Source organism: Pseudomonas cucumis (assembly GCF_030687935.1).
Classification (GTDB): domain Bacteria; phylum Pseudomonadota; class Gammaproteobacteria; order Pseudomonadales; family Pseudomonadaceae; genus Aquipseudomonas; species Aquipseudomonas cucumis.
On the sequence record NZ_CP117454.1, the window covers coordinates 5,007,870 to 5,030,519 of the forward strand.

General features: G+C 59.9%; 23 protein-coding genes. 11 read left to right on the plus strand and 12 right to left on the minus strand.

The features are described 5' to 3' along the window. Positions 1–195: 195 nt before the first annotated feature. Together cysE and trmJ are read right to left on the minus strand one after the other, a co-directional pair. On the minus strand, positions 196–972 hold the full coding sequence (cysE, locus tag PSH97_RS22670; RefSeq protein WP_007903579.1) for a serine O-acetyltransferase: 777 nt from the start codon (positions 970–972) through the stop codon (positions 196–198). A gap of 2 nt (positions 973–974) precedes the next feature. Further along, positions 975–1,745: a tRNA (cytosine(32)/uridine(32)-2'-O)-methyltransferase TrmJ gene (gene trmJ, locus PSH97_RS22675; RefSeq protein WP_052967502.1), complete on the minus strand. Its 771-nt coding sequence runs from the start codon at positions 1,743–1,745 to the stop codon at positions 975–977. Positions 1,746–1,889: 144 nt separating this feature from the next. Between trmJ and suhB the strand changes: the two genes are divergently transcribed. Beyond that, the gene (suhB, locus tag PSH97_RS22680; RefSeq protein ID WP_052967503.1) at positions 1,890–2,708 is read left to right on the plus strand and encodes a type III secretion system regulator SuhB; all 819 of its coding nucleotides are present in this window, start codon (positions 1,890–1,892) and stop codon (positions 2,706–2,708) included. Between the two features lie 219 nt (positions 2,709–2,927). On the opposite strand, the gene rplS is transcribed toward suhB, so the two are convergent. From rplS to ffh, 5 genes are all read right to left on the minus strand, one after another. Continuing rightward, positions 2,928–3,278, minus strand: a complete 351-nt coding sequence (gene rplS, locus PSH97_RS22685; protein WP_003175895.1) for a 50S ribosomal protein L19 — start codon at positions 3,276–3,278, stop codon at positions 2,928–2,930. 45 nt (positions 3,279–3,323) lie between these two features. After that, positions 3,324–4,097 carry a tRNA (guanosine(37)-N1)-methyltransferase TrmD gene (gene trmD / locus PSH97_RS22690; RefSeq protein WP_305446783.1) on the minus strand — a complete coding sequence of 258 codons (774 nt, stop codon included), beginning with the start codon at positions 4,095–4,097 and terminating at the stop codon, positions 3,324–3,326. Continuing rightward, a complete protein-coding gene (gene rimM, locus PSH97_RS22695) occupies positions 4,079–4,615 on the minus strand; it encodes a ribosome maturation factor RimM (RefSeq protein WP_305446784.1) in 537 nt (178 codons plus the stop codon). The genes trmD and rimM overlap by 19 nt, the downstream gene beginning before the upstream one ends. Before the next feature lie 5 nt (positions 4,616–4,620). Further along, positions 4,621–4,872: a 30S ribosomal protein S16 gene (gene rpsP, locus PSH97_RS22700; RefSeq protein ID WP_003198088.1), complete on the minus strand. Its 252-nt coding sequence runs from the start codon at positions 4,870–4,872 to the stop codon at positions 4,621–4,623. A gap of 249 nt (positions 4,873–5,121) precedes the next feature. Beyond that, positions 5,122–6,498 (minus strand): signal recognition particle protein, encoded by a 1,377-nt coding sequence (ffh, locus tag PSH97_RS22705; protein WP_305446785.1) that lies wholly within the window; start codon positions 6,496–6,498, stop codon positions 5,122–5,124. A 210-nt stretch (positions 6,499–6,708) separates the two neighbouring features. Here ffh and PSH97_RS22710 point away from each other — a divergent pair, with 210 nt between their 5' ends. The 3 genes from PSH97_RS22710 (at position 6,709) to PSH97_RS22720 (ending at position 10,352) form a co-directional block, all read left to right on the plus strand. Further along, a complete protein-coding gene (locus PSH97_RS22710; protein WP_030129838.1) occupies positions 6,709–7,521 on the plus strand; it encodes a cytochrome C assembly family protein in 813 nt (270 codons plus the stop codon). Positions 7,522–7,533: 12 nt separating this feature from the next. Continuing rightward, positions 7,534–8,775 (plus strand): transporter associated domain-containing protein, encoded by a 1,242-nt coding sequence (locus PSH97_RS22715; RefSeq protein ID WP_305446786.1) that lies wholly within the window; start codon positions 7,534–7,536, stop codon positions 8,773–8,775. A gap of 260 nt (positions 8,776–9,035) precedes the next feature. Next, positions 9,036–10,352 carry an MFS transporter gene (locus PSH97_RS22720; RefSeq protein WP_305446787.1) on the plus strand — a complete coding sequence of 439 codons (1,317 nt, stop codon included), beginning with the start codon at positions 9,036–9,038 and terminating at the stop codon, positions 10,350–10,352. A 111-nt stretch (positions 10,353–10,463) separates the two neighbouring features. Here the strand turns inward: PSH97_RS22720 and purT are convergent, their stop codons facing one another. From purT to PSH97_RS22745, 5 genes are all read right to left on the minus strand, one after another. Continuing rightward, entirely contained in the window at positions 10,464–11,645 is a 1,182-nt protein-coding gene (gene purT / locus PSH97_RS22725) for a formate-dependent phosphoribosylglycinamide formyltransferase (protein WP_305446788.1), read from the minus strand. Positions 11,646–11,744: 99 nt separating this feature from the next. Further along, positions 11,745–12,212 carry a preQ0 transporter gene (locus tag PSH97_RS22730; RefSeq protein ID WP_305446789.1) on the minus strand — a complete coding sequence of 156 codons (468 nt, stop codon included), beginning with the start codon at positions 12,210–12,212 and terminating at the stop codon, positions 11,745–11,747. A 78-nt stretch (positions 12,213–12,290) separates the two neighbouring features. After that, positions 12,291–12,506, minus strand: coding sequence for a DUF1289 domain-containing protein (locus PSH97_RS22735; RefSeq protein WP_048395449.1), 216 nt, complete (start codon positions 12,504–12,506; stop codon positions 12,291–12,293). Continuing rightward, on the minus strand, positions 12,503–13,027 hold the full coding sequence (locus tag PSH97_RS22740) for a gamma carbonic anhydrase family protein (RefSeq protein WP_007954617.1): 525 nt from the start codon (positions 13,025–13,027) through the stop codon (positions 12,503–12,505). Before PSH97_RS22740 ends, PSH97_RS22735 begins: the two co-directional genes overlap by 4 nt. 68 nt (positions 13,028–13,095) lie before the next feature. Beyond that, the gene (locus PSH97_RS22745) at positions 13,096–13,695 is read right to left on the minus strand and encodes a CoA pyrophosphatase (RefSeq protein ID WP_052966546.1); all 600 of its coding nucleotides are present in this window, start codon (positions 13,693–13,695) and stop codon (positions 13,096–13,098) included. A 146-nt stretch (positions 13,696–13,841) separates the two neighbouring features. On the opposite strand from PSH97_RS22745, the gene PSH97_RS22750 reads away from it, so the two are divergent. The 7 genes from PSH97_RS22750 to nagE all read left to right on the plus strand — a co-directional run bounded on the left by PSH97_RS22750 (position 13,842) and on the right by nagE (position 22,575). Further along, positions 13,842–14,393 carry an NUDIX hydrolase gene (locus PSH97_RS22750; protein ID WP_305446790.1) on the plus strand — a complete coding sequence of 184 codons (552 nt, stop codon included), beginning with the start codon at positions 13,842–13,844 and terminating at the stop codon, positions 14,391–14,393. Between the two features lie 65 nt (positions 14,394–14,458). Beyond that, positions 14,459–14,962, plus strand: a complete 504-nt coding sequence (locus PSH97_RS22755; protein ID WP_305446791.1) for a L,D-transpeptidase family protein — start codon at positions 14,459–14,461, stop codon at positions 14,960–14,962. Positions 14,963–15,381: 419 nt separating this feature from the next. Continuing rightward, positions 15,382–16,113, plus strand: coding sequence for a GntR family transcriptional regulator (locus PSH97_RS22760; protein WP_038981696.1), 732 nt, complete (start codon positions 15,382–15,384; stop codon positions 16,111–16,113). Positions 16,114–16,128: 15 nt separating this feature from the next. Further along, complete coding sequence (nagA, locus tag PSH97_RS22765; RefSeq protein WP_305446792.1) at positions 16,129–17,235, plus strand: N-acetylglucosamine-6-phosphate deacetylase; 1,107 nt, start codon at positions 16,129–16,131, stop codon at positions 17,233–17,235. Then, a complete protein-coding gene (locus tag PSH97_RS22770; protein WP_305446793.1) occupies positions 17,216–18,238 on the plus strand; it encodes an SIS domain-containing protein in 1,023 nt (340 codons plus the stop codon). Before nagA ends, PSH97_RS22770 begins: the two co-directional genes overlap by 20 nt. A gap of 65 nt (positions 18,239–18,303) precedes the next feature. After that, complete coding sequence (gene ptsP / locus PSH97_RS22775; RefSeq protein ID WP_305446794.1) at positions 18,304–20,820, plus strand: phosphoenolpyruvate--protein phosphotransferase; 2,517 nt, start codon at positions 18,304–18,306, stop codon at positions 20,818–20,820. Between the two features lie 39 nt (positions 20,821–20,859). Continuing rightward, complete coding sequence (nagE, locus tag PSH97_RS22780) at positions 20,860–22,575, plus strand: N-acetylglucosamine-specific PTS transporter subunit IIBC (RefSeq protein WP_305446795.1); 1,716 nt, start codon at positions 20,860–20,862, stop codon at positions 22,573–22,575. Positions 22,576–22,650 lie beyond the last annotated feature (75 nt).

The following is a 22,650-nucleotide window of genomic DNA, read 5'->3' on the forward strand; positions in this document are numbered from 1 at the left end:
CGAGTATTTAAGTCAACTATAAGACCTAGTGCTTTAGTCAGGTTTACCCGCAAAAGAGCGCGCGCATCATAGCAAAGGCTGGCGGCGCACAGCCAGCAATTGCGCGTTATCGTTCATCGCAGGCAAGCCTCGCTCCAACAGGATTCGCGCAAGCCATGCAGGAGCGAGGCTTGCCCGCGAAGAAACTGACTCGGTTTAGCTGGCCTGGCTCTGATCCTTGTCCTTCACACAGGCAAAGTCTTCTTCGCGCAGTTCAGGCAGATCTTTCGCACAGTAATTGCTACCCAGATCCTTCAGCGCCCCGCACATCCCTTCAAGTCGACCATCTACCGCCTGCAGATGATCGAGCAACTGGTTAATGGCTCGAGCCACCGGGTCCGGCATGTCTTCACCGACACCGTAGGCATCGAAACCAATCTTCTCGGCCATGGCCTTGCGCTTGGCGTCCTGCTCTTCATCGGACTTGACGATGATCCGCCCCGGAATCCCTACCACTGTCGCCCCAGGCGGAACCGCCTTGGTGACCACGGCATTGGAACCCACCTTGGCCCCGGCACCCACAGTAAACGGGCCGAGCACCTTGGCGCCCGCCCCGACCACTACGCCGTCTTCCAGCGTCGGGTGACGCTTGCCCTTGTTCCAGCTGGTGCCGCCAAGGGTCACGCCCTGGTACAGGGTGACGTCGTTGCCGATCTCGGCGGTCTCACCGATAACGATGCCCATGCCATGGTCGATAAAAAAGCGACGACCAACCTTGGCGCCCGGATGAATCTCGATCCCGGTCAACCAGCGACCGAAATTCGACACCAGCCGCGCCAGCCATTTCCAGCCCATGCCCCACAACGCTGACGACAGGCGATGGATCCAGATGGCATGCATGCCCGGATAGCACGTCAGAACCTCAAAAGCATTACGCGCCGCCGGGTCACGATGGAAAACACTCTGGATATCTTCACGCAAACGCTCGAACATCATTAATCCTTCCGCTTTAGAAGCTCGCCACGGGCCGCTTTCTGGGTTTCCGTGAGGATGCCACGCAATATATTCATTTCCGCCCGGCTGACCGAGCTGCGTCCGTACAACCGGCGCAGACGCGCCATCAAGTGCCGTGGTTTTTCCGGGTCGAGGAATTCGATGGCCACCAGCGTTTGCTCCAGGTGCTCATAGAATCGCTCCAGCTCATCCATGGTCGCCAGCTCACCACTCTTGGTGGACGCCACTTCATCCTTCTCGACCTTGCTCGGCTGACCTGCGGCCGCCAACCAGGACATACGCACTTCATAGCTCAACACCTGCACCGCCGCCCCAAGGTTCAGCGAACTGAACTCGGGGTCTGACGGGATGTGCACGTGATAATGACATCGCTGCAGCTCTTCATTGGTCAGGCCGGAATCTTCACGACCGAACACTAATGCAATCTCGGCCCCCTGCCCCGCTTCCTCAACCACCTTCACACCGCATTCGCGGGGATCGAGCAACGGCCAGGGAATACGACGATCGCGAGCACTGGTACCGAGCACCAGATTGCAGCCGACCAAGGCATCTTCCAGAGTGGCGACGACCTGAGCATTTTCAAGGATGTCACCGGCGCCGGACGCACGCGCATCAGCTTCGTGATGCGGGAACAACCGCGGTTCGACCAGCACCAGCCGCGACAGGCCCATGTTCTTCATGGCACGCGCAGCCCCACCGATATTTCCGGGGTGACTGGTATTGACCAGGACGACACGAATGTTTTGCAGCAAGGGAGGCGCTCTCGAACATAAAAGGGGAGCCGAATCTTACATCCCATCCTACCGTTAAGCCATGAAAGCGAACGCCGACCTTCACCTGTAGAAACTTTCTGATAGAATGCCCGGCTTTCTTTAACAACCTTAGGTGACACATCCATGCAGCCCATGCTGAATATCGCGCTGCGCGCCGCCCGCAGCGCCAGTGAATTGATTTTCCGCTCCATCGAGCGCCTGGATACCATCAAGGTCGACGAAAAAGACGCCAAGGATTACGTATCCGAGGTGGATCGCGCCGCCGAACAGAAAATCATCGACGCGCTGCGCAAGGCTTACCCTAATCACTCGATCATGGGTGAAGAAACCGGCATGCACGCCGGTAACGGCATCGAAGGTGAAGAGTACCTGTGGATCATCGATCCGCTGGACGGCACCACCAACTTCCTGCGCGGCATTCCTCACTTCGCTGTCAGCATCGCCTGCAAATACCGCGGTCGCCTGGAGCACGCTGTTGTTCTGGACCCGGTTCGCCAGGAAGAATTCACCGCCAGCCGTGGTCGCGGCGCCCAACTGAACGGTCGTCGCCTGCGCGTCAGCGGCCGCACCAGCCTGGACGGCGCCCTGCTGGGTACTGGCTTCCCGTTCCGCGATGAGCAGATGGACAACCTCGACAACTACCTGGGCATGTTCCGCGCCCTGGTTGGCCAGACCGCCGGCATCCGCCGCGCTGGCGCAGCGAGCCTGGACCTGGCCTACGTGGCCGCCGGCCGTTTCGATGCGTTCTGGGAGTCAGGCCTGTCCGAGTGGGACATGGCTGCAGGCGCCCTGCTGATCCAGGAAGCTGGCGGCTTGGTGAGCGATTTCACCGGCGGTCATGACTTCCTTGAGAAAGGCCACATCGTCGCCGGCAACACCAAGTGCTTCAAGGCAGTATTGACGGCGATCCAGCCACACCTGCCAGCTTCGCTGAAGCGCTAAACGCAAAACGCAAAAGCACCTCAAGAAAACGCCCCGACTTGTTCGGGGCGTTTTTTTTGCGCAGAAAAAATCCCCCAACGTCGCACGCCCCACAGGCTCCGCCCCTTAACCGAGCTTTATATGCACCCATAACGAAAAATGCCCCGCATCTTTCGATACGAGGCATTTTCTCGAAGAGCCAGCCTGGAAAGACCGACTCTTCTGCATCGGAAGCTGGACTTAAGCCAGTTTTTCCTTGATGCGAGCTGCTTTACCGGACAGGTCACGCAGGTAGTACAGCTTGGCTTTACGTACGTCACCGCGACGCTTAACGGCCATGCTGTCGATTTGCGGGCTGTAGGTCTGGAAAGTACGCTCTACACCAACACCGTTGGAGATTTTACGAACGGTGAAAGCACTGTTTACGCCGCGGTTACGCTTGGCGATAACGACGCCTTCGAACGCTTGCAGACGCGAACGATCGCCTTCCTTCACTTTCACCTGAACGACAATGGTGTCGCCCGGGGCAAAGGTAGGGATCTCTTTGGTCATCTGCTCTGCTTCGAGTGCAAGGATGATTTTGTTAGTCATGCTGTGCTCCTAAGGTAAATCGTCGGATCTACCATCGATACGTTGTTAACTATCGTCCCGCTCGCGGATGTATTCCTCGAGCAGCTTCTTCTCTTCTCCAGAAAGCGAGCGGCTTTCCAGAAGATCGGCGCGTCGTTCAAAGGTCCTACCAAGGGACTGCTGTAAACGCCAACGCCGGATGTGCGCGTGATTGCCACTTAGCAATACGTCGGGAACACGCTGATCCGCATACACCTCCGGTCGGGTGTAGTGCGGGCAATCCAGCAAACCATCCGTAAAGGAATCTTCCTCGGCGGAGTCCGCATGCCCTAAAGCTCCAGGCAGCAGTCGTGTAACCGCATCGATCAGGACCATCGCCGGCAGCTCGCCGCCAGACAGTACATAGTCGCCAATCGACCACTCTTCATCGACATGAGCATCAATAAAACGCTCGTCAATGCCTTCATAGCGGCCGGCAATCAGGATCAATGCATCCAGATTCACCAACTCGCGTACCGCCGACTGATTCAGTTGACGGCCTTGGGGGGACAGGTAAATTACCTTCGCCGCCTCCCCGGCTGCAGCCTTGGCCTGAACCAGAGCATCTTCCAGGGGCTTGATCTTCATCACCATGCCCGGACCACCGCCAAATGGGCGATCATCCACAGTGTGATGTCGATCCGTCGTGTAGTCTCGCGGATTCCAACAGGTGAGCTGCAACAGCCCCTGCTTCACCGCCCGACTGGTGATGCCGTACTCGCTGATGGCGGAGAACATCTCGGGAAACAAACTGATCACTTCTACGCGCAGGTTAGCCACGTTTAGAAGTCCGCATCCCATTCCACCTTCATCTCGCCTGCGGCAAGGTCGACAGCCAACACGCATTGCTCCGTATAGGGCAACAGGCGTTCGCGATCATCCAGGCTGCCAGCGCAAGGCTTGACCACCATTACATCATTGGCGCCGGTTTCCAGAAGATGATCGATTTTCCCGAGCAATTGCCCGAGTTGATCAATAACCTTCAGACCTTCCAGCTGGTACCAGTAGTACTCGCCGTCGGTCAATTCAGGGAACAGGTTGCGCGGCACACAGATCTCATAACCAGCCAGAAGACGCGCTTCTTCACGATCATCAAGACCCTTGAGCTTTGCGACCAGGAACTTGTCGCTCCCTCGTCCGCTGACCAGCTCGACCTGCTTCACATTGCCTTCGCGCTTGAGCGTCCAGGTTTTGTACTGCAACAGGTTTTCAGTCGGATCAGTAAAGGAATACACCTTCACTTCGCCGCGAACGCCATGAACAGAATAAATTTTGCCAATAACGATCAAATCATCGGCAACAGCTGGCGTCGCGCTCATATAGCTCAGGCCGCAGCCTTAGCAGATTCCTTCAACAACTGAGCAACGCGCTCAGAAGGTTGTGCACCAACGCTCAGCCAGTAGGCTACGCGCTCTTGGTTCACGGACAGACGAACTTCTTGACCACGAGCAACAGGGTTGAAGAAACCAACCTGTTCCTTGTGCGAACCGTCGCGCGGGTTGCGGCTGTCGGTTACGGTCAAGTGGTAAAACGGGCGCTTTTTGGAGCCGCCAAGGGCAAGACGGATTGTTAGCATGTGAACATCGTTCCTGTAGTCGGTGCTGCAAATCTAAAGGCACAGCGGGCATAGGTGCCCGAAAGGCCGCATATTCTAAGGAATATCCGGACTTTTGCAAATGTCTTTTTCCGGCGCTCTACCAGCCGCCATCCAGATTTGCTATAGAGCCGTCGTTGAAAACGGCCAGTCAGCTCCCGCCAAGTGCGGGTTTGCTGGAGATCCCACGTCCATGTGGGCAGCGCCGACATGACTGCCGGCGCGAATCTTTTACATTTTCGGCATGCCGCCGCCGGGCAACATACCGCCCATGCCGCGCATCATTTTGGCCATTCCGCCTTTCGCGGAGAACTTCTTCATCATCTTCTGCATCTGCTTGTGCTGCTTGATCAAGCGACCGATGTCCTGCACCTGAGTGCCGGAACCCATGGCAATCCGACGCTTGCGCGAACCGCTGATCAGCTCAGGGTCGCGGCGCTCGGCCGGGGTCATGGAGTTGATGATGGCTTCCATCTGCTTGAACTGTTTCTCTGCCGCGCCCTGGGCGTTGCCCATTTGCGCCAGGTTCACACCACCCATGTTCGGCAGTTTGTCCATGAGGCCGCCGAGGCCGCCCATGTTTTTCATCTGTTGCAGCTGATCGCGGAAGTCTTCGAGGTCGAAGCCCTTGCCCTTCTTCAGCTTCTTGGCCAGTTTATCGGCCTTGTCTTTGTCGAGGGTCTGCTCGGCCTGCTCGATCAGGCTGAGCACGTCGCCCATGCCGAGGATGCGCGACGCAATACGCTCAGGATGGAACGGCTCGAGCGCTTCGCTCTTCTCGCCCATACCGATGAACTTGATCGGCTTGCCGGTGATGGCACGTACCGACAGCGCCGCACCGCCACGGGCATCGCCGTCGACCTTGGTCAGGATCACACCGGTCAGCGGCAGCGCATCGCCGAAGGCCTTGGCCGTGTTGGCGGCGTCCTGGCCGGTCATGGCATCGACCACGAACAGGGTTTCAACGGGGTTGATCGCGGCATGCAGCGCCTTGATCTCGCTCATCATCTCTTCGTCGATGTGCAGACGACCGGCGGTATCGACGATAACCACGTCGATGAATTTCAGTTTTGCTTCTTTAATAGCCGCTTGCGCGATGTCGACCGGCTTCTGGCTCAGGTCGGACGGGAAGAAGGTTACGCCAACTTCACCCGCAAGCATTTCAAGCTGCTTGATCGCCGCCGGACGGTAAACGTCCGCGGACACGACCATGACCGACTTCTTCTTGCGCTCTTTAAGGAAGCGCGCGAGTTTGCCGGCGGTGGTGGTTTTACCCGCGCCCTGCAAACCCGCCATCAACACGACGGCAGGAGGAACGGCGCTCAGGTTCAAGTCTTCGTTGGCCGCGCCCATCAGGCTTTCGAGTTCGGCCTGGACGATTTTCACGAAGGCCTGGCCCGGCGTCAGGCTGCGCGACACCTCGGTGCCAACAGCGCGCTCCTTGACCGAGTTGACGAAGTCTTTGACCACCGGCAAGGCGACGTCGGCTTCGAGCAACGCCATGCGCACTTCGCGCAGGGTGTCTTTGATGTTGTCTTCGGTCAGCTTGGCCTTGCCGGTGACATGGCGCAGCGTCTGCGAGAGACGGTCGGTTAAGTTTTCAAACATTGCGCGATCCTTTCAGGCCCTGTGTAGACCGGGATAATGGCGGCCCAGACCGGAATAAACATGTGCTCGGCGAGCCTGCGGCGTGGGCAGGTCGCGGATTATAGCGAAGACTGCGTCTGGCGGACACCTCGCCGTCAGGTTGCATGGTCTTTCGTGCCGTGGGGGTTCTATGCCAAACTCAGCGCCTTTCGGGCTTGCCTAACAGGATTTATGCTCCCCTTGTCACCCAGTTTGCTTACCACCCTCGCCGCCGCCTGCTTATATGCCGCTGCGACCCTCTATCAGGGCACTCGTCTGGCCACCGGCGCCAAGGCGAACAAGCGCCTGTTGGTCACGCTCGGAGTGCTGGCCGTGCTGGCTCACAGTGTCAGCCTGATCACCTATCTGCTGACACCGATCGGCCTGGCCCTGGACTTCTTCAGCGCCGCCAGCCTGATCGCCGCCGCGGTTATTGCCCTGACCCTGCTGGCCTGCTCGCGGATTCCGGTGGAAAACCTGCTGCTATTGCTGTTCCCGCTGGGCGCCGCCACCGTGCTGCTGGCACAGTTCGCCCCCGCCGGTACGGTGCAGATCATTGACGAAGAGCCAGGCATTCTCGCCCACATCCTCTTGTCGATCCTCGCTTACGGCATGTTCACCATCGCGGTGTTCCAGGCTTTGCTGCTGCTGGTTCAGGACCATCAGCTCAAACACAAGCATCCGTCCGGGCTGATCAAGAATTTCCCGCCGCTGCAAACCATGGAAAGCCTGCTGTTTGGTTTCCTCTGGGCCGGCTGGAGCCTGCTGTCGTTGTCGCTGATCTCCGGCTGGCTGTTCGTCGAGAACCTGTTCGCCCAGCACCTGGTGCATAAAACCCTGCTGGCGTGCCTGGCCTGGATCGTGTTCAGCGTGCTGCTATGGGGGCGCAACCGCCTCGGCTGGCGCGGACACAAAGCCATCCGCTGGACCCTTGCCGGTTTTTGCCTGCTGATGCTGGCGTATTTCGGCAGCAAGCTGGTCCGCGAATACATTCTGCATATCTGACGGGCGGCATTAATGGACGATTTGCCCATAGGGCCGATGCTCGCGGTACTGGCCCTGCTGATTTTATGGTCGGGGTTGTTTACCGCCATTGAAATTGCACAACAGCACTTGCTGGCCCAGCGAACGGCCTCGCGTTCGAGCGACAAACCAGTGGCCAAGCTGAGTTTTCCGCTCAGCAGCCTGATCCTCTGCAACACCGTGTGCCGCGTGCTGGTAGTGGTCATCAGCACTTTGCTGGCGATTTTCACCTGGGCGCAACACGGCGTATGGATTGCCTGCCTCGGCGCCAGCGCGTTGCTGCTGGTGTTCGCCGATTACCTGCCGCGCTCCCTTGCCATGCGCTATCCGGATGCCGTTCTGGCCCTGGGCAACACGCTGCTCGGGATACCCTTGAAAATCGTCTACCCGGCTGCTTGGCTACTCAATGGCATCAGCCAGCTGCTGACGCGGCCATTCGCTCGCAAAATCAACGTGGTGCAACAAAGCGAAGACGAAGCGCCAGCCGATCGGCATGACGATCACGAACACGCCGCCAGTCGCCCGCATCCGCTATCAGGTATCCACGCGCTGGATAACATCACGGTCAACGATATTCTTGTGCCGCGCAGTGACGTCGACGGAATCAATCTGGACGACCCCCTCGAAGAAATCATCGAGCAATTGCGCCACAACAGACGCACCCGCCTGCCGGTATTCCACAGCGACATCAACCAGGTCGAAGCGGTGCTCAACACCCGGCAGATCCGTCATCTGCTGCCGGATTCAAGCCTGACCATGGAAGCGCTGCTGGCAGCCAGTCACGAACCGTACTTCGTACCGGAAAGCACCCCGCTGCAGCTGCAATTGCTGAACTTCCACAAGCAGCAGCGGCGTTTGGGCATGGTGGTCGACGAGTACGGCGAAGTGCTGGGCATCGTGACCCTGGAAGACATTCTCGAAGAAATCGTCGGTGAATTCGAAAGCCAGCACAGCCTGGATAACCCGCACATCCACCCCCAGACCGATGGGCGCCTGGTCATCGAAGGTGCGGCGTCGATTCGCGAACTGAACAAGAGCCTTGGCTGGCACTTGCCCAGCGATGGTCCGAAAACGCTCAATGGACTGGTGACCGAGGCGCTGGAAACGATTCCAGACAGTGCGGTTTGCCTGAAGATCGGGCGTTATCGGCTGGAGATTCTGGAAACGGAAGACAATCGCGTCACGCGCGTGTTGATCTGGCATACCAGCTCAGTGCCTGCCCTTTCCAAAATCTGACACCATCCCCTGTGGCGAGGGGGCTTGGCCTCTTGTTAGATCGTTAGCCGCCTTCCTATAATCGAGCCGCTTACCCAAGCCCCCGCCGAACCACGTGCTTACCCCGCACGCAGCAGGTTCCGGCCAGATCATCGACAATATCCGCATCACTGCGACGACTGTTCCTACCTTGAACAGCGACCGTATCTCAACCCATATCCCTGGGTATTCGACCATAATAATTCGCTCCACTGGGGCACATGACAGTCAGGGATTACCGCATGACGACCAGCACAACGTTCAACGACGCAGCGTCTGTCCAACCAACCAACTCCGCCACTCGAGTAGCCACCGCGAGTTTCATCGGCACGGCCATCGAGTTCTACGACTTTTACGTCTATGCCACCGCAGCAGCGCTGGTGATCGGGCCGGTGTTTTTTCCGCAGACCTCCGGCACCGCCCAGATGCTGTCGGCGTTCCTCACTTTCGGTATCGCCTTCCTTGCGCGGCCACTGGGTTCAGCGCTGTTCGGCCACTTCGGTGACCGCATCGGACGTAAATCGACACTGGTCGCCTCCCTACTGCTCATGGGCGTGTGTACCACGTTGATTGGCGTGCTACCGGGTTACGACAGCATTGGCGCCTGGGCGCCGATCCTGCTTTGTGTGCTGCGCTTCGGCCAGGGCCTGGGGCTGGGCGGTGAATGGGGCGGCGCCGCATTGCTGGCCACGGAGAACGCGCCCAAAGGCAAGCGCGCCTGGTACGGCATGTTCCCGCAACTCGGTCCATCGATCGGGTTTCTGGCGGCCAACGGCCTGTTCCTGACCCTGGCCCTGAGCCTGAACGACGAGCAGTTCCGTTCATGGGGCTGGCGGATTCCGTTCCTGCTCAGTGCCGCGCTGGTGATGGTCGGCCTGTATGTGCGCCTCAAGCTCCACGAAACCCCGGTGTTCGCCAATGCCATGGCTCGCCAGGAGCGGGTGAAGATCCCGCTGGTCGAGCTGTTCAGCCAATACTGGGCGCCGATGCTGCTGGGCGCCGGGTCGATGGTGGTGTGTTACGCGCTGTTCTACATCTCGACGGTGTTTTCGCTGAGCTATGGCGTGTCGACGCTCGGCTACACCCGCGAAACCTTCCTCGCCCTGCTGTGTTTCGCGGTGCTGTTCATGGCGGCCGCAACACCGCTGTCGGCTTGGGCAAGCGATCGTTACGGGCGTAAACCGGTGCTGATCATCGGTGGCGTGCTGGCGATTCTGTCCGGATTCCTGATGGAACCGCTACTGACCCAAGGTTCGACCTGGGGCGTGGCGCTGTTCCTGTGCATCGAACTGTTTCTGATGGGCGTGACGTTTGCGCCGATGGGCGCACTGCTGCCAGAGCTGTTTCCGACCCACGTGCGCTATACCGGCGCGTCGGCCGCCTACAACCTGGGCGGTATTGTCGGAGCCTCGGCGGCGCCGTTCTTTGCGCAAAAACTGGTGGCGATGGGCGGTTTGAGTTATGTCGGTGGGTATGTGTCGGGGGCGGCGGTGTTGAGTTTGATTGCGGTGCTGTGCCTGAAAGAGACGCGGCATAACGATTTGAATCGGGTGACCTGATAGACCGCCTTCGCGGGCAAGCCCGCTCCCACAGGATTTCAGGTGTACACAAAATTTGTGATCAACCGAAAACCCTGTGGGAGGGGCTTGCCCGCGATAGCCGCGACTCGGTTACAGCTCTACCACAACAGCCTGGGAAGCACGGGTCGCTTTCGCACGAGCCGCTTCAATCGACTCATCACGCGCCAACGCCACCCCCATCCGGCGCTGGCCATTGACTTCAGGCTTGCCGAACAGACGCAACGCCGTATCCGGCTCACTCAACGCAGCGCCCAAATTGGCGAATGCGGTCTGAGTCGACTGCCCTTCCACCAGAATCACCGCCGAAGCCGAAGGCCCGAACTGACGTATCAATGGAATCGGCAGGCCCAGGATCGCCCGTGCGTGCAGGGCGAACTGCGACAGATCCTGGGAAATCAGGGTCACCAGACCGGTGTCATGCGGGCGTGGCGAAACTTCGCTGAACCAGACCTGATCACCCTTGATGAACAACTCGACGCCAAACAGACCACGGCCACCCAAGGCTTCGGTCACGGCTTTGGCAACGCGCTCGGATTCTGCCAGAGCAACCGGGCTCATGGCTTGTGGCTGCCAGGATTCCTGATAGTCGCCCTTCTCCTGACGGTGACCCACTGGCGCACAGAATGTAGTGCCGCCAACGTGACGCACGGTCAGCAAGGTGATTTCGTAATCGAAGTCGATAAAGCCTTCGATAATCACGCGGCCTTTACCGGCGCGGCCACCTTCTTGAGCGTAATCCCAGGCCTTCTGCACGTCATCGGCGCTGCGCAGCAGGCTCTGGCCTTTGCCCGAGGAACTCATGACCGGTTTGACCACGCATGGGAAACCCAGATTTTCGACAGCCTTGCTGTAGTCCTCGAAGGTGTCAGCGAAGTAGTACGGCGACGTCGGCAGGCCCTGCTCTTCGGCGGCCAGGCGACGGATACCTTCGCGGTTCATGGTCAACTGCGCGGCGCGAGCGGTCGGGATCACGGTGAAGCCTTCGGACTCCAGTTCCACCAGGGTCGCGGTGGCGATGGCTTCGATTTCCGGCACGATGAAGTCCGGCTTCTCGGCTTCGATCACTGCACGCAGGGCGGCGCCGTCGAGCATGTTGATCACATGGCTGCGATGGGCGACTTGCATGGCAGGTGCATTGGCGTAGCGATCGACGGCAATCACCTCAACGCCCAAGCGTTGCAGCTCGATCACCACTTCCTTGCCCAACTCACCACAGCCACACAGCAATACGCGGGTCGCGGTTGGCGACAATGGAGTTCCGATACGGGTCATCTCAGGTCCTCAAGAAGCGGATCATCGAGGGATGCGGTGCCTGGCACGCTTCCCATGGGGAGAAAGCGCGGCATTTTACATGAACCTGAGGGTTTGGCTTCAGCTGACGACGGCCTGATTACGCAAGCGCCAGGCCATGATCAGCCATACAACCGTCACACCTGCGAACTTCGAGCCCATGGCGGTGAGGATCACGGCCGGAGTGAAGGCATCGATCATGCCGAAGAAGATGAAGGTGTCCAGCGGGATGCTCAGCGCCGAACTTATCCACAGGCGATCGTGCAATGGACGCTTGGTGACGCTGAACACCAACCAGTCGATGCCCTCGGACACGGCGAATGCGATGGCGCTGGCCAGGGCAATGGACGGATCGGAAGTGACATAGGACAGCACCAGCGCCATCAGCATCGCCGCGATCGCACCGTGGCCGAAGCGGGTTTGCACCATGTCCCGCAACACGAACACCAACCCACCCCAGGCCGACCAGATGATGTCCAGGTGCGGGGCGCTGGAAAAGGCGTAATTGATCAGCACGACGCTGCTGATGTAGGCGATCAGGAAGAACATGAGGCGGGGGGATACCTGTCAATTTGGTGCACAGGGTACTTCAGTCACGCAGCGGCATAAATCAAAAGATCGCAGCTGCTACAGGTCGGGGGTTTTGCCCAACATCCAGATCAACCCACTCGACTTCGCCCGCTCATGACACAACCCCAACACCTTGCGCCGCTCTGCGTTGTCCATCCGGCTCCAGCGGGTGATTTCTTCCACCGTGCGCTGACACCCGGTGCAAATGTCATCCTCATCCAGCGCACAAATGTTCACGCAGGGCGATGGAACCGGTCGTTCAATGGTGCTCATTCTTCCTGCTCGACCAGATCGCGGGCATAACGCTGCGAGTTATGCACATAGTGGGCGGCGCTGGCTTCGAGCATCTTCTTTTGCGGCTCGGTCAATTCGCGTACGACCTTGCCCGGTGAGCCCATGACCAATGAGCCGTCCGGAATTTCCTTGCCCTCACCGATCAGCGAGTTGGCGCCGATGATGCAGTTCTTGCCGATTTTCGCGCCATTGAGAATCACCGCGTTAATACCGATCAGGCTGTAATCGCCCACCGTGCAGCCGTGGAGCATGGCGTTGTGGCCGATGGTCACGCCGGTGCCAATGGTCAGCGGGTAGCCCATGTCAGTGTGCATCACGGTGCCGTCCTGCACGTTGCTGTTCTTGCCGATCAGGATCAATTCGTTGTCGCCACGCAACACGGCGTTGAACCAGACGTTGGCGCCCTCTTCCAGTTTGACCTTGCCCACCAGCACGGCATTGGGGGCGACCCAGCTCTGCGGATGGGTCTCGACGCGGGCGTCGCCCAGGCGGTATTTCATCTTGTTGTCCTCAAGGCCAGGCTGGCTCACTGGCGAAAAGCAGGATTCACGCCATACGAGCGATGGCTTCAGGTTTTGATAAAACTCTTGGGTGGTTGATGCAGGCTGATTTTCGCGTCATAGAGCAGGTTGATCAACTCAACAATCATGATCGCCGTCAGCCCCCAGATCTTGTACTCGCCATAACGGTAGCTTGGCACGTACCAACTGTGGCCCTGATAGTCGATGCGGTGAGTGTGCTCTCGCGGGTCCTTGCGGAAGAACTCCAGCGGCACGCTGAACACGGCAGCAATCTCGGCATCGTTGGCCAGGTATTCGACGAAATCCGGAATCACGCCGACATAGGGCGTGACCTTGATACCGTGCAGAGAGATCAGCGGGCTCAGCGGGCCGATCACTTCGACCAGCCCCGGCGGCAGACCGATTTCTTCTTCGGCTTCGCGCAGGGCGGTAAAAATCAGGTCTGGGTCTTCGGGGTCGCGGCGACCGCCAGGGAAGGCGACTTCGCCGCCATGGGTCGAGAGCCCGCTGGCGCGAAGGGTTAGCACCAATTCCGGTTCGTCACTGCGCGTGATGGGCACCAATACCGCGGCTTCGGGGAAACGCAGGTCGGTTTCCAGCGTACGCGGCGTGTGATTGCTTACCCGGTGCAGTAGCTCGTCCAGCATGAGTCTTCTCGATCTGTGCCTTACCCTGCATCATGCACCAATCGCACCGGCCGCCCAAGCCCCGAACAGCCTCATGTCGCGAAACGACAACTTGCCGACCGACACCGCTGCACGCCAAGATAGGCGCAGCATTCAGGAACCCAAGCATGAAATTTTGCAGCCAATGCGGCAACCCGGTAACCCAGCGCATTCCCGATGGCGATTCGCGCCTGCGTTTTGTCTGCGACAGCTGTCATACCATCCATTACCAGAACCCCAATATCGTCGCCGGTTGCGTACCGATCTGGGGTTCGAAGGTGTTGCTGTGCCGTCGCGCCATCGAGCCACGGCTCGGTTACTGGACCCTGCCCGCCGGCTTCATGGAAAACGGTGAGACCATCGAACAGGCCGCCATTCGCGAAACCGCCGAAGAAGCCTGTGCCCGGGTGCGCAACCTGAGTATCTATACGCTGATCGACGTGCCGCACATCAGCCAGGTGCATGTGTTCTTTCGCGCCGAGCTGGTGGACTTGGATTTTTCCGCGGGTCCCGAGAGCCTGGAAGTGCAACTGTTCGAAGAAGCCGACATCCCTTGGGACGAACTGGCTTTCCGCACGGTGGGGCGTACCTTAGAATACTTCTTCGCTGACCGGCGGACCGAGGTCTACCCCGTGCGGTCCGAATCGATCCCCCCGCTGGTCCAGCCTGCCATCATTTAATGCGTCTACACGTAAAAGCATCTATAAAATAAATAATCGCGACACCTCTTAGGGATATCGTTTCAATGCGCTGGTTGCTTGCCGTTTTTTGCTTGTCGTTCGTCGCTGTCAGCCAGGCTTCCTCCACGGAAACGCTGGACGGCAAAGTCATCGAAAAAGTTCTGGTTCTCAAATCCGCCCACCAATTGCAATTGATCAATGACGGCAAGCCGGTCAAGACCTATCGCATCTCCCTGGGCAAACGCCCAACGGGGCCAAAACTGATGGAGGGTGACAAACGCACCCCCGAAGGCTTTTATTGGGTGGACTGGCGCAAGATCAGCGACCGTTTCAACCTGTCGATGCACATCTCCTACCCCAACATCAGCGACGCCGCCCGCGCCCGGCGCGAAGGCGTCGAGCCTGGTGGCATGATCATGATCCACGGCACCCCGGACACCGAAGACAATCCGGAAGACCTGTTCCATACCCTGGACTGGACCGACGGCTGCATCGCCATGCGCAACATGGACATGCGTGAGGTTTGGGGCTTGGTGCCGGATGGAACGATGATTGAGATTCGTCCGTAACCTCCCCCCGTAATGATCGTTCCCACGCTCCGCGTGGGAATGCAGCCCGGGACGCTCCGCGCCCCTCCAGAGCCGAACGCGGAGCGTCCGTAGAGGCATTCCCACGCAGAGCGTAGGAACGATCGAGTCACTACCTTCGGTCGGTATCGAAAAATAAATTCAAAAGATCGCAGCCTTCGTCAGTGCCTAGCGGGTAGATACCAATTCCCTCTGTAGGCGCTACCAAAGTCTGCGATCTTTGCTTTCAAAATCCCCTCCTCTAATACCACTTAGAACCTGCTCCCCTTAAGAGCCTCCAGCAGACCCGACCTTGCTGCGCCCACAGCTAAGTACTGGCATTGACATGGTATTTAAGTGGTATTAGTTTCGCCGCATTACCGGGCGACAACAATCCTATATCCGCATCGGACTAAACCTACATGAATGACCTCCAGGCCCTACGTCCTGACGACACCCAGCCCACGCCGCTGTACCTGCAACTGGCGCGCAATCTGGAAGCGGCGATCCATGCCGGCCAGTGGAAAGCCGAACAGGCGATGCCGTCGGAGCGCAATCTCAGCGAACTGCTGGGCATCTCTCGCGTCACCGCGCGTAAAGCGCTGGAAGTGCTGTTCGAGCAAGGCCTGATCCGTCGAAATCAGGGCTCCGGCACATTCATCACGCCACGCCTGGAACAACCGCTGTCGCGCCTCTCGGGCTTCAGCGAAATGCTCCGGCTCAAGGGTTTCGTCCCCGGTTCGCAATGGCTGGAACGGGAAATCACCCCGCCGACCCACGAAGAACTGATCCGTCTCGGCCTGTCGCCCAACGACAAGGTTGCGCGGCTCAAACGCTTGCGCAAAGCCGATGACACAGTGATGGCGATCGAGATGAGCACCCTGCCCGCCTCGATCATTCCCAAGCCGCAAGCGGTGGGCGACTCCCTCTACGAATACCTCGACGGCATCGGCAAACCGGTGGTCCGCGCCCTGCAACACATTCAGGCAATCAACGCCTCGGACGAATTCGCCGCGCTGGTGGGCATCGCCCCTGGCACCGCCATGCTGCTGATGACCCGGGTCGGCTACATGGAAGACAACACGCCGATCGAAGTCACCGACACCTATTGCCGCAACGACTACTACGACTTTGTCGCAGAGCTTCGCCGCTAAACCAGAGAACCGATCATGTCCGAAGACAACATCCTCACCGCTCACGGCTGGGTTCGCGGCCGGCTGATCCACGAACACGGCAAGGTCGTGTCCATCGAAGGCCAGCCGTGCGATCCGGCGGACAACGACCTGCCTTACCTGCTGCCGGGTTTCATCGACCTGCACGTTCACGGCGGCGGTGGCAAAGACATCATGGAAGGCGCGCCCGCCTTCGAAACCATCACCAGAACCCACGTGCGCTTCGGCACTACGTCGCTGCTGGCGACCACCATGACTGCGCCGAACGAAGAAATCTCGCGAGTGCTCAAGGACCTCGGCGAGTTCTGCGAGCAGCGGCCCAAAGGCAGCGCCCGAGTCCTCGGCGTGCACCTCGAAGGCCCGTACATCAACCCCGGCAAACTCGGCGCTCAGCCGAATTTCGCCCACACCGCGTTGATGGCCGAAGTCGAAGAATACCTGGCGCTGGCGCCGATCCGGGTGATCACCATCGCCCCGGAAATCGCCGGTCACGTCGGTTTGATCCGCGCCCTCAGCGCTCGCGGCGTGCGCATGCAAATCGGCCACACGCTGGGCAGCTACGAGGAAGGCGTCGCTGCGCTTGCGGCCGGCGCCAGCAGCTTCACCCACCTTTACAACGCCATGAGCCCGCTGCACCACCGCGAGCCGGGCATCGTCGGCGCGGCGCTGGCCCACGCCAAGTACGCCGAGCTGATTCCGGATCTGTTGCACGTGCATCCCGGCGCCATCCGCGTGGCCCTGCGCTCGATCCCGTGCCTGTATTGCGTCACCGATTCCACCGCCGCCGCCGGCATGCCCGATGGGGAATACAAGCTTGGCAGCCACACCGTGACCAAATGTCTGGGTGGCGTGCGCCTGCCTGACGGCACGCTGGCCGGCAGCACCCTGACCATGGATCAGGCGCTGCGCAATCTGGTGAAGATCGGACTGCCGATCGCCGAGGCGTCGCAACGTCTTTCGCAATTCCCCGCCGACTACCTCGGCCTTCAAGAACGCGGACGCTTGCAACCCGGCGCCTGGGCCGACTGCGTGCGGCTGGATCGCTCACTCACACTGACCGCCGTCATGGTGGAAGGAGAAGACATTGACTTCAAAAATGCTTGAAGAGGCGCTGTCCTCCTTCGAGGCCGTGCAAGCCCAATTGCAGCAACTCGACCCGCAGATGATCGAGATCGCCGGACGCCTGCGTCGTCAGCCGCCGCAAGTGGCGATGACTGTCGCTCGCGGCAGCTCCGACCATGCGGCGAGCTACTTTGCCTACCTGACCATGCAACAACTGGGCATTCCGGTGGCATCGCTACCGATGTCGGTGGTGACCATGCAGCAAGCACCGTTGAAGGTCAGTGGCCAGGTCGCGTTCGCCTTCTCGCAGTCGGGGCAAAGCCCGGATCTGGTGAACAGCCTGCGTCTGTTGCGCAAGCGCGGTGCCCTGAGTATCTCCATGGTCAACGCTGAGAACTCGCCTTTGGAAGCCGCCTGCGAATTCAGCCTGCCGCTGTGCGCCGGCACCGAAAGCAGCGTCGCCGCGACCAAGAGTTTTATCGCCACCCTCACCGCCAGCGCCCGCCTGATCGCCCACTGGAAAGAAGACGTGGAATTGCTGGAAGCAGGCCTTGCCCTGCCGGAAGGTCTGCGCGAAGCGGCAAAACAGGACTGGAGCCTGGCCATCGATACGTTGCGCGATTGCCAACGCTTGATGGTAATCGGCCGTGGCGCCGGTTTCGCCATCGCCCAGGAAGCGGCCCTCAAATTCAAGGAAACCTCGGCGATCCAGGCCGAAGCCTTCAGCAGCGCCGAAGTCCGGCACGGCCCGATGGCGTTGATCGACGAGAACTATCCGCTGTTGATCTTCGCCCCGCGCGGCGCCGAGCAGGCCGGGTTACTGAGCCTGGCCGCTGACATGCGCCAGCGCGGCGCCCGCGTGCTACTGGCCGCGCCAGATGACGTCGCCGAACGCGACCTGACCCTGAGCCGCGCGGAACACCCGGCCCTGGACCCGATTCTGGCGATCCAGAGTTTCTACGTCATGGCTGCAGGCTTGGCCGTCGCCCGAGGCATGGACCCGGACCAGCCGCGTCATTTGAGCAAAGTGACGCGCACGCACTAGTCGAACGGCAAGCGAACAACCCTGAGTTGCTCCGAACCGTCGTTTTTTATAAATGAGACCGAGCCATGCACAACAACAATAAAGAGCTGACCCTCAGCGCCCCGCTCAGCGGCCCGGTGCTCACACTCGCCAAAGTCCCGGACCCGGTGTTCGCAAGCGGCGCCATGGGCGACGGGATCGCCATCGATCCGCTGAACGACACCTTGTACTCGCCCTGTGAAGCTGTGGTGACCCACGTCGCCCGCACTGGCCACGCCATCACCTTGCGCGCCGATAACGGTGCCGAGTTGCTGCTGCACCTGGGCCTCGATACGGTCGAGTTGCAGGGCGTCGGTTTCTCGATGCTGGTCAAGGAAGGGGCGCGCGTCAGTAATGGTCAACCGCTGCTGCGTTATGACCTTGACCAGGTCGCGCAGCAGTGCAAAAGCCTGGTCAGCCTGATGATCCTGACTAACAGCCAAGACTTTCAGGCGCGGCCGATTACGCTGAAATCGGTGAAGGTCGGCGATCCATTGCTGCACATCGTGCCGAAACTGGCTAACGGTGTGCAGATTGACATTGAGGTCGTTGGCATCGAGGTTCAGGGGCATATTCATGTCGCCCATCGCGGCGGCCTGCACGCCCGGCCTGCCGCGCTGATCCGCCAGACCGCTCAACAGTTCACGAGCAAATCCTGGCTGCACTTCGCTGGCAAATCGGCGGCCTGCGACAGTTTGATCGGCCTGATGGGACTGGCCGTCGGTGAGCAGGATGAAATCAGGGTCAGCTGCCAGGGACCGGACGCCGAGGCCGCGCTGCAAGCTCTGTTGGCGGCGTTATCCACAGCCCTGGCCGAAGACAACCACGCCGCTGTGCCAGCCCCGATCGTCCAACGCAATCGCCCTGCCGAAGCGGGCGTGCTGCATGGCGTGTGTGCAGCTCCCGGTCTGGTGGCTGGACCGTTGTTTCGTTTGAACTCGATCAGTCTGCCGATGGATGCCGGCAATCATGAGCCGGAGCAACAACGGCATGCTCTCGACGCCGCGCGGACCCAGGTCCGGGGTGAAATCGACACCACGCTGGCCCAAGCGAAGAAGCACAAGAATACTGACGAAGAAGCCATCTTCGCCGCGCATCTGGCGCTGCTCGAAGACCCGGCGTTGCTCGATGCGGCTCATCAGTCCATCGACCAGGGCATCGCGGCGACTCACGCCTGGAGCCAATCCATCGACGTGCAATGCGAGGTGCTTCAGCAACTCGGCAGCCCGTTGCTGGCCGAACGCGCCAACGACCTGCGCGATCTCAAACAACGCGTGCTGCGCGCCCTGCTCGGTGAAACCTGGCAGTACGACGTGCCGGCCGGCGCCATCGTCGCGGCGCATGAACTGACCCCGTCCGACCTGTTGCAACTGAGCCAGCAAGGTGTGGCCGGGTTGTGCATGGCCGAGGGCGGCGCGACTTCCCATGTGGCGATTCTCGCCCGCGGTAAAGGCTTGCCGTGCATGGTTGCGCTGGGTTCGACGCTGCTGGATCAGGAGCAAGGTCAAGCGGTAGTGCTGGATGCCGACGGCGGACGTATCGAACTGACGCCCAACGCCGCGCGCCTGGCCGAAGTGCATCAGGCGCAACTCGATCATAAACAACGTCGCGCCCTGCAACAGGCTCAGGCTCACACCCCGGCACTGACACTTGATGGTTTGCACATCGAAGTCGCCGCCAATGTTGCTTCTAGTGCTGAAGCGGCCGATGCACTGGCCAATGGCGCCGATGGCGTCGGCCTGCTGCGCACCGAATTTCTGTTTGTGGACCGCAACACAGCGCCGGACGAACAGGAACAACGCATCGCCTATCAAGCCGTGCTCGATGCCATGGGCGACAAATCGGTGATCATCCGCACCATCGACGTCGGCGGCGACAAGCAACTCGACTATTTACCGCTTCCCGACGAAGCGAATCCGGTGCTCGGTTTGCGCGGTATTCGTTTGGCCCAGGTCCGCCCGGAACTGCTGGATCAGCAACTGCGCTCACTGCTGCAAGTCAGTCCTTTGTCGCGTTGTCGGATCCTGCTGCCGATGGTCACCGAAGTCGATGAACTGCTGCACATCCGCCAGCGTCTCGATGCGCTGTGCGGAGAACTCGGCCTGAGCCAACGCCCGGAGCTGGGCGTAATGATCGAAGTCCCGGCCGCCGCATTGCTGGCCGAGCAACTGGCCGAACACGCGGACTTCCTGTCGATCGGCACCAACGATTTGTCCCAATACACCCTGGCCATGGACCGCGACCACGCCGGCCTCGCCTCCCGCGTCGATGCGCTGCACCCGGCGCTGCTGCGGCTGATCGCCCAGACCTGCGCCGGTGCGGCGGTGCATAACCGTTGGGTCGGCGTCTGCGGCGCCCTCGCCTCCGATCCGTTGGCCACGCCGGTGTTGATCGGCCTGGGGGTCAGGGAGTTGTCGGTCAGCCCGGTGCAGATCGGTGAAATCAAGGACCGCGTTCGCCACCTCGACGCCAGCGAGTGCCGACGCATCACCCAGGACCTGCTCAAGCTAAGCAGCGCCAGCGCGGTGCGTCACGCCTGTCACCAGCAATGGCCTCTGAGCTGAGCTCACAACAAAAAAAACAAGAACCCAGGGAGATCCGCCATGTACCAATACTTCATCGAAGGCCTGCAACGCCTCGGTCGCGCGCTGATGCTGCCGATCGCGATCCTGCCGATTGCAGGGTTACTGCTGCGCCTCGGCGACACCGACCTGCTGAACATCGCGATCATCCACGACGCCGGTCAGGTGATCTTCGCCAACCTGGCATTGATCTTCGCCATCGGCATCGCGGTCGGTTTTGCCAAAGACAACAACGGCACGGCTGGCCTGGCCGGGGTCATTGGCTATCTGGTGATGATCTCCACTCTCAAGGTGCTCGATGCGAGCATCAACATGGGCATGCTCGCCGGGATCGTCAGCGGCTTAATGGCGGGAGCACTGTACAACCGCTTCAAAGACATCAAGTTGCCGGAGTACCTGGCATTCTTTGGCGGACGGCGTTTTGTACCGATCGTCACCGGGTTCGCCGCCGTCGGCCTGGGCGTCGTGTTTGGATTCATCTGGCCGCCGATCCAGCACGGCATCAATGGCTTTGGCACGTTAATGATGGAGAGCGGCAGCTTCGGTGCTTTCGTTTTCGGCGTGTTCAACCGCCTGCTGATCGTCACCGGCCTGCATCACATCCTCAACAACATGGCGTGGTTCGTGTTCGGCAACTTCACCGACCCGACCACCGGCGCCCTGGTGACAGGCGACTTGTCGCGCTACTTTGCCGGCGACCCGAAAGGTGGCCAGTTCATGACCGGCATGTTCCCGATGATGATCTTCGGCCTGCCCGCCGCCTGCCTGGCGATGTACCGCAACGCCCTGCCGGAACGGCGCAAAGTCATGGGCGGGATCTTCTTGTCCATGGCCCTGACCTCATTTTTGACCGGCGTGACCGAACCGATCGAATTCGCCTTCATGTTCCTCGCGCCGATGCTGTTTTTGCTTCACTCGCTGCTGACGGGGTTGTCAATGGCGGTCACCAATTTACTGAACATTCACCTGGGCTTTACCTTCTCAGGCGGCTTCATCGACATGGTTCTGGGCTGGGGGGAGTCCACCAATGGCTGGCGGGTGGTTCCGGTGGGGCTGGCGTATGCGCTGATCTACTACATTGTGTTTGATTTCTGTATTCGTCGATTCAATTTAAAGACGCCAGGGCGTGAAGATGTGCCGACCGGCGACAAAGTGGTGATCGCCGAGAATGAGCGCGCCGGGGCTTACATCAAGGCACTGGGTGGTGCGGATAATTTGATCACGGTGGGTGCGTGCACGACGCGGTTGCGGCTGGACATGGTTGATCGCAACAAGGCATCCGATGCGGACTTGAAAGCATTGGGGGCGATGGCTGTTGTTCGTCCGGGTAAAGGTGGAAGTTTGCAGGTGGTGGTCGGGCCGATGGCAGACAGCATTGCCGATGAAATCCGGTTGGCGATGCCGGCTTTGGGGCGCGCGGCTATCACCTCCCCCGCTGCCGTTATCGACGTACCTGAACCTGCCACTGTGACGAACACAGAAGCCCGACAATGGCTGAAGGCACTGGGCGGCGGCGACAATGTGCTGCAAATGGATTGCGTGGCCATGACCCGTATTCGGTTGCAACTGGCGGATGGCAAAGCGTTGTCGGAGGGTCAGTTGAAAGCGCTTGGTTGCCTGGGTGTCAGCCAATTGGACGGTGGCGTATGGCACCTGCTGATTGGCGACAAGGCGCCGAGTTTGAAGGGTGCGCTGGAGATGTTGATCAATCGCAGTGAGATGAGCGCCAGGGTTTAGATCATTGGCGGCTGCACCTACAGGGGGAGTCAGTATCAATCCGCAGAGGTCCAAACTGACAGCGCCGTCAGTTAC

Bases quoted from the DNA above. Each gene is read 5' to 3' on its own strand.
- cysE (WP_007903579.1), bottom strand. From the start codon at position 972: ATGTTCGAGCGTTTGCGTGAAGATATCCAGAGTGTTTTCCATCGTGAC.
- suhB (WP_052967503.1), top strand. From the start codon at position 1,890: ATGCAGCCCATGCTGAATATCGCGCTGCGCGCCGCCCGCAGCGCCAGT.
- rplS (WP_003175895.1), bottom strand. From the start codon at position 3,278: ATGACTAACAAAATCATCCTTGCACTCGAAGCAGAGCAGATGACCAAA.
- trmD (WP_305446783.1), bottom strand. From the start codon at position 4,097: ATGGGATGCGGACTTCTAAACGTGGCTAACCTGCGCGTAGAAGTGATC.
- rimM (WP_305446784.1), bottom strand. From the start codon at position 4,615: ATGAGCGCGACGCCAGCTGTTGCCGATGATTTGATCGTTATTGGCAAA.
- rpsP (WP_003198088.1), bottom strand. From the start codon at position 4,872: ATGCTAACAATCCGTCTTGCCCTTGGCGGCTCCAAAAAGCGCCCGTTT.
- ffh (WP_305446785.1), bottom strand. From the start codon at position 6,498: ATGTTTGAAAACTTAACCGACCGTCTCTCGCAGACGCTGCGCCATGTC.
- PSH97_RS22710 (WP_030129838.1), top strand. From the start codon at position 6,709: ATGCTCCCCTTGTCACCCAGTTTGCTTACCACCCTCGCCGCCGCCTGC.
- PSH97_RS22715 (WP_305446786.1), top strand. From the start codon at position 7,534: ATGGACGATTTGCCCATAGGGCCGATGCTCGCGGTACTGGCCCTGCTG.
- PSH97_RS22720 (WP_305446787.1), top strand. From the start codon at position 9,036: ATGACGACCAGCACAACGTTCAACGACGCAGCGTCTGTCCAACCAACC.
- purT (WP_305446788.1), bottom strand. From the start codon at position 11,645: ATGACCCGTATCGGAACTCCATTGTCGCCAACCGCGACCCGCGTATTG.
- PSH97_RS22730 (WP_305446789.1), bottom strand. From the start codon at position 12,212: ATGTTCTTCCTGATCGCCTACATCAGCAGCGTCGTGCTGATCAATTAC.
- PSH97_RS22735 (WP_048395449.1), bottom strand. From the start codon at position 12,506: ATGAGCACCATTGAACGACCGGTTCCATCGCCCTGCGTGAACATTTGT.
- PSH97_RS22740 (WP_007954617.1), bottom strand. From the start codon at position 13,027: ATGAAATACCGCCTGGGCGACGCCCGCGTCGAGACCCATCCGCAGAGC.
- PSH97_RS22745 (WP_052966546.1), bottom strand. From the start codon at position 13,695: ATGCTGGACGAGCTACTGCACCGGGTAAGCAATCACACGCCGCGTACG.
- PSH97_RS22750 (WP_305446790.1), top strand. From the start codon at position 13,842: ATGAAATTTTGCAGCCAATGCGGCAACCCGGTAACCCAGCGCATTCCC.
- PSH97_RS22755 (WP_305446791.1), top strand. From the start codon at position 14,459: ATGCGCTGGTTGCTTGCCGTTTTTTGCTTGTCGTTCGTCGCTGTCAGC.
- PSH97_RS22760 (WP_038981696.1), top strand. From the start codon at position 15,382: ATGAATGACCTCCAGGCCCTACGTCCTGACGACACCCAGCCCACGCCG.
- nagA (WP_305446792.1), top strand. From the start codon at position 16,129: ATGTCCGAAGACAACATCCTCACCGCTCACGGCTGGGTTCGCGGCCGG.
- ptsP (WP_305446794.1), top strand. From the start codon at position 18,304: ATGCACAACAACAATAAAGAGCTGACCCTCAGCGCCCCGCTCAGCGGC.
- nagE (WP_305446795.1), top strand. From the start codon at position 20,860: ATGTACCAATACTTCATCGAAGGCCTGCAACGCCTCGGTCGCGCGCTG.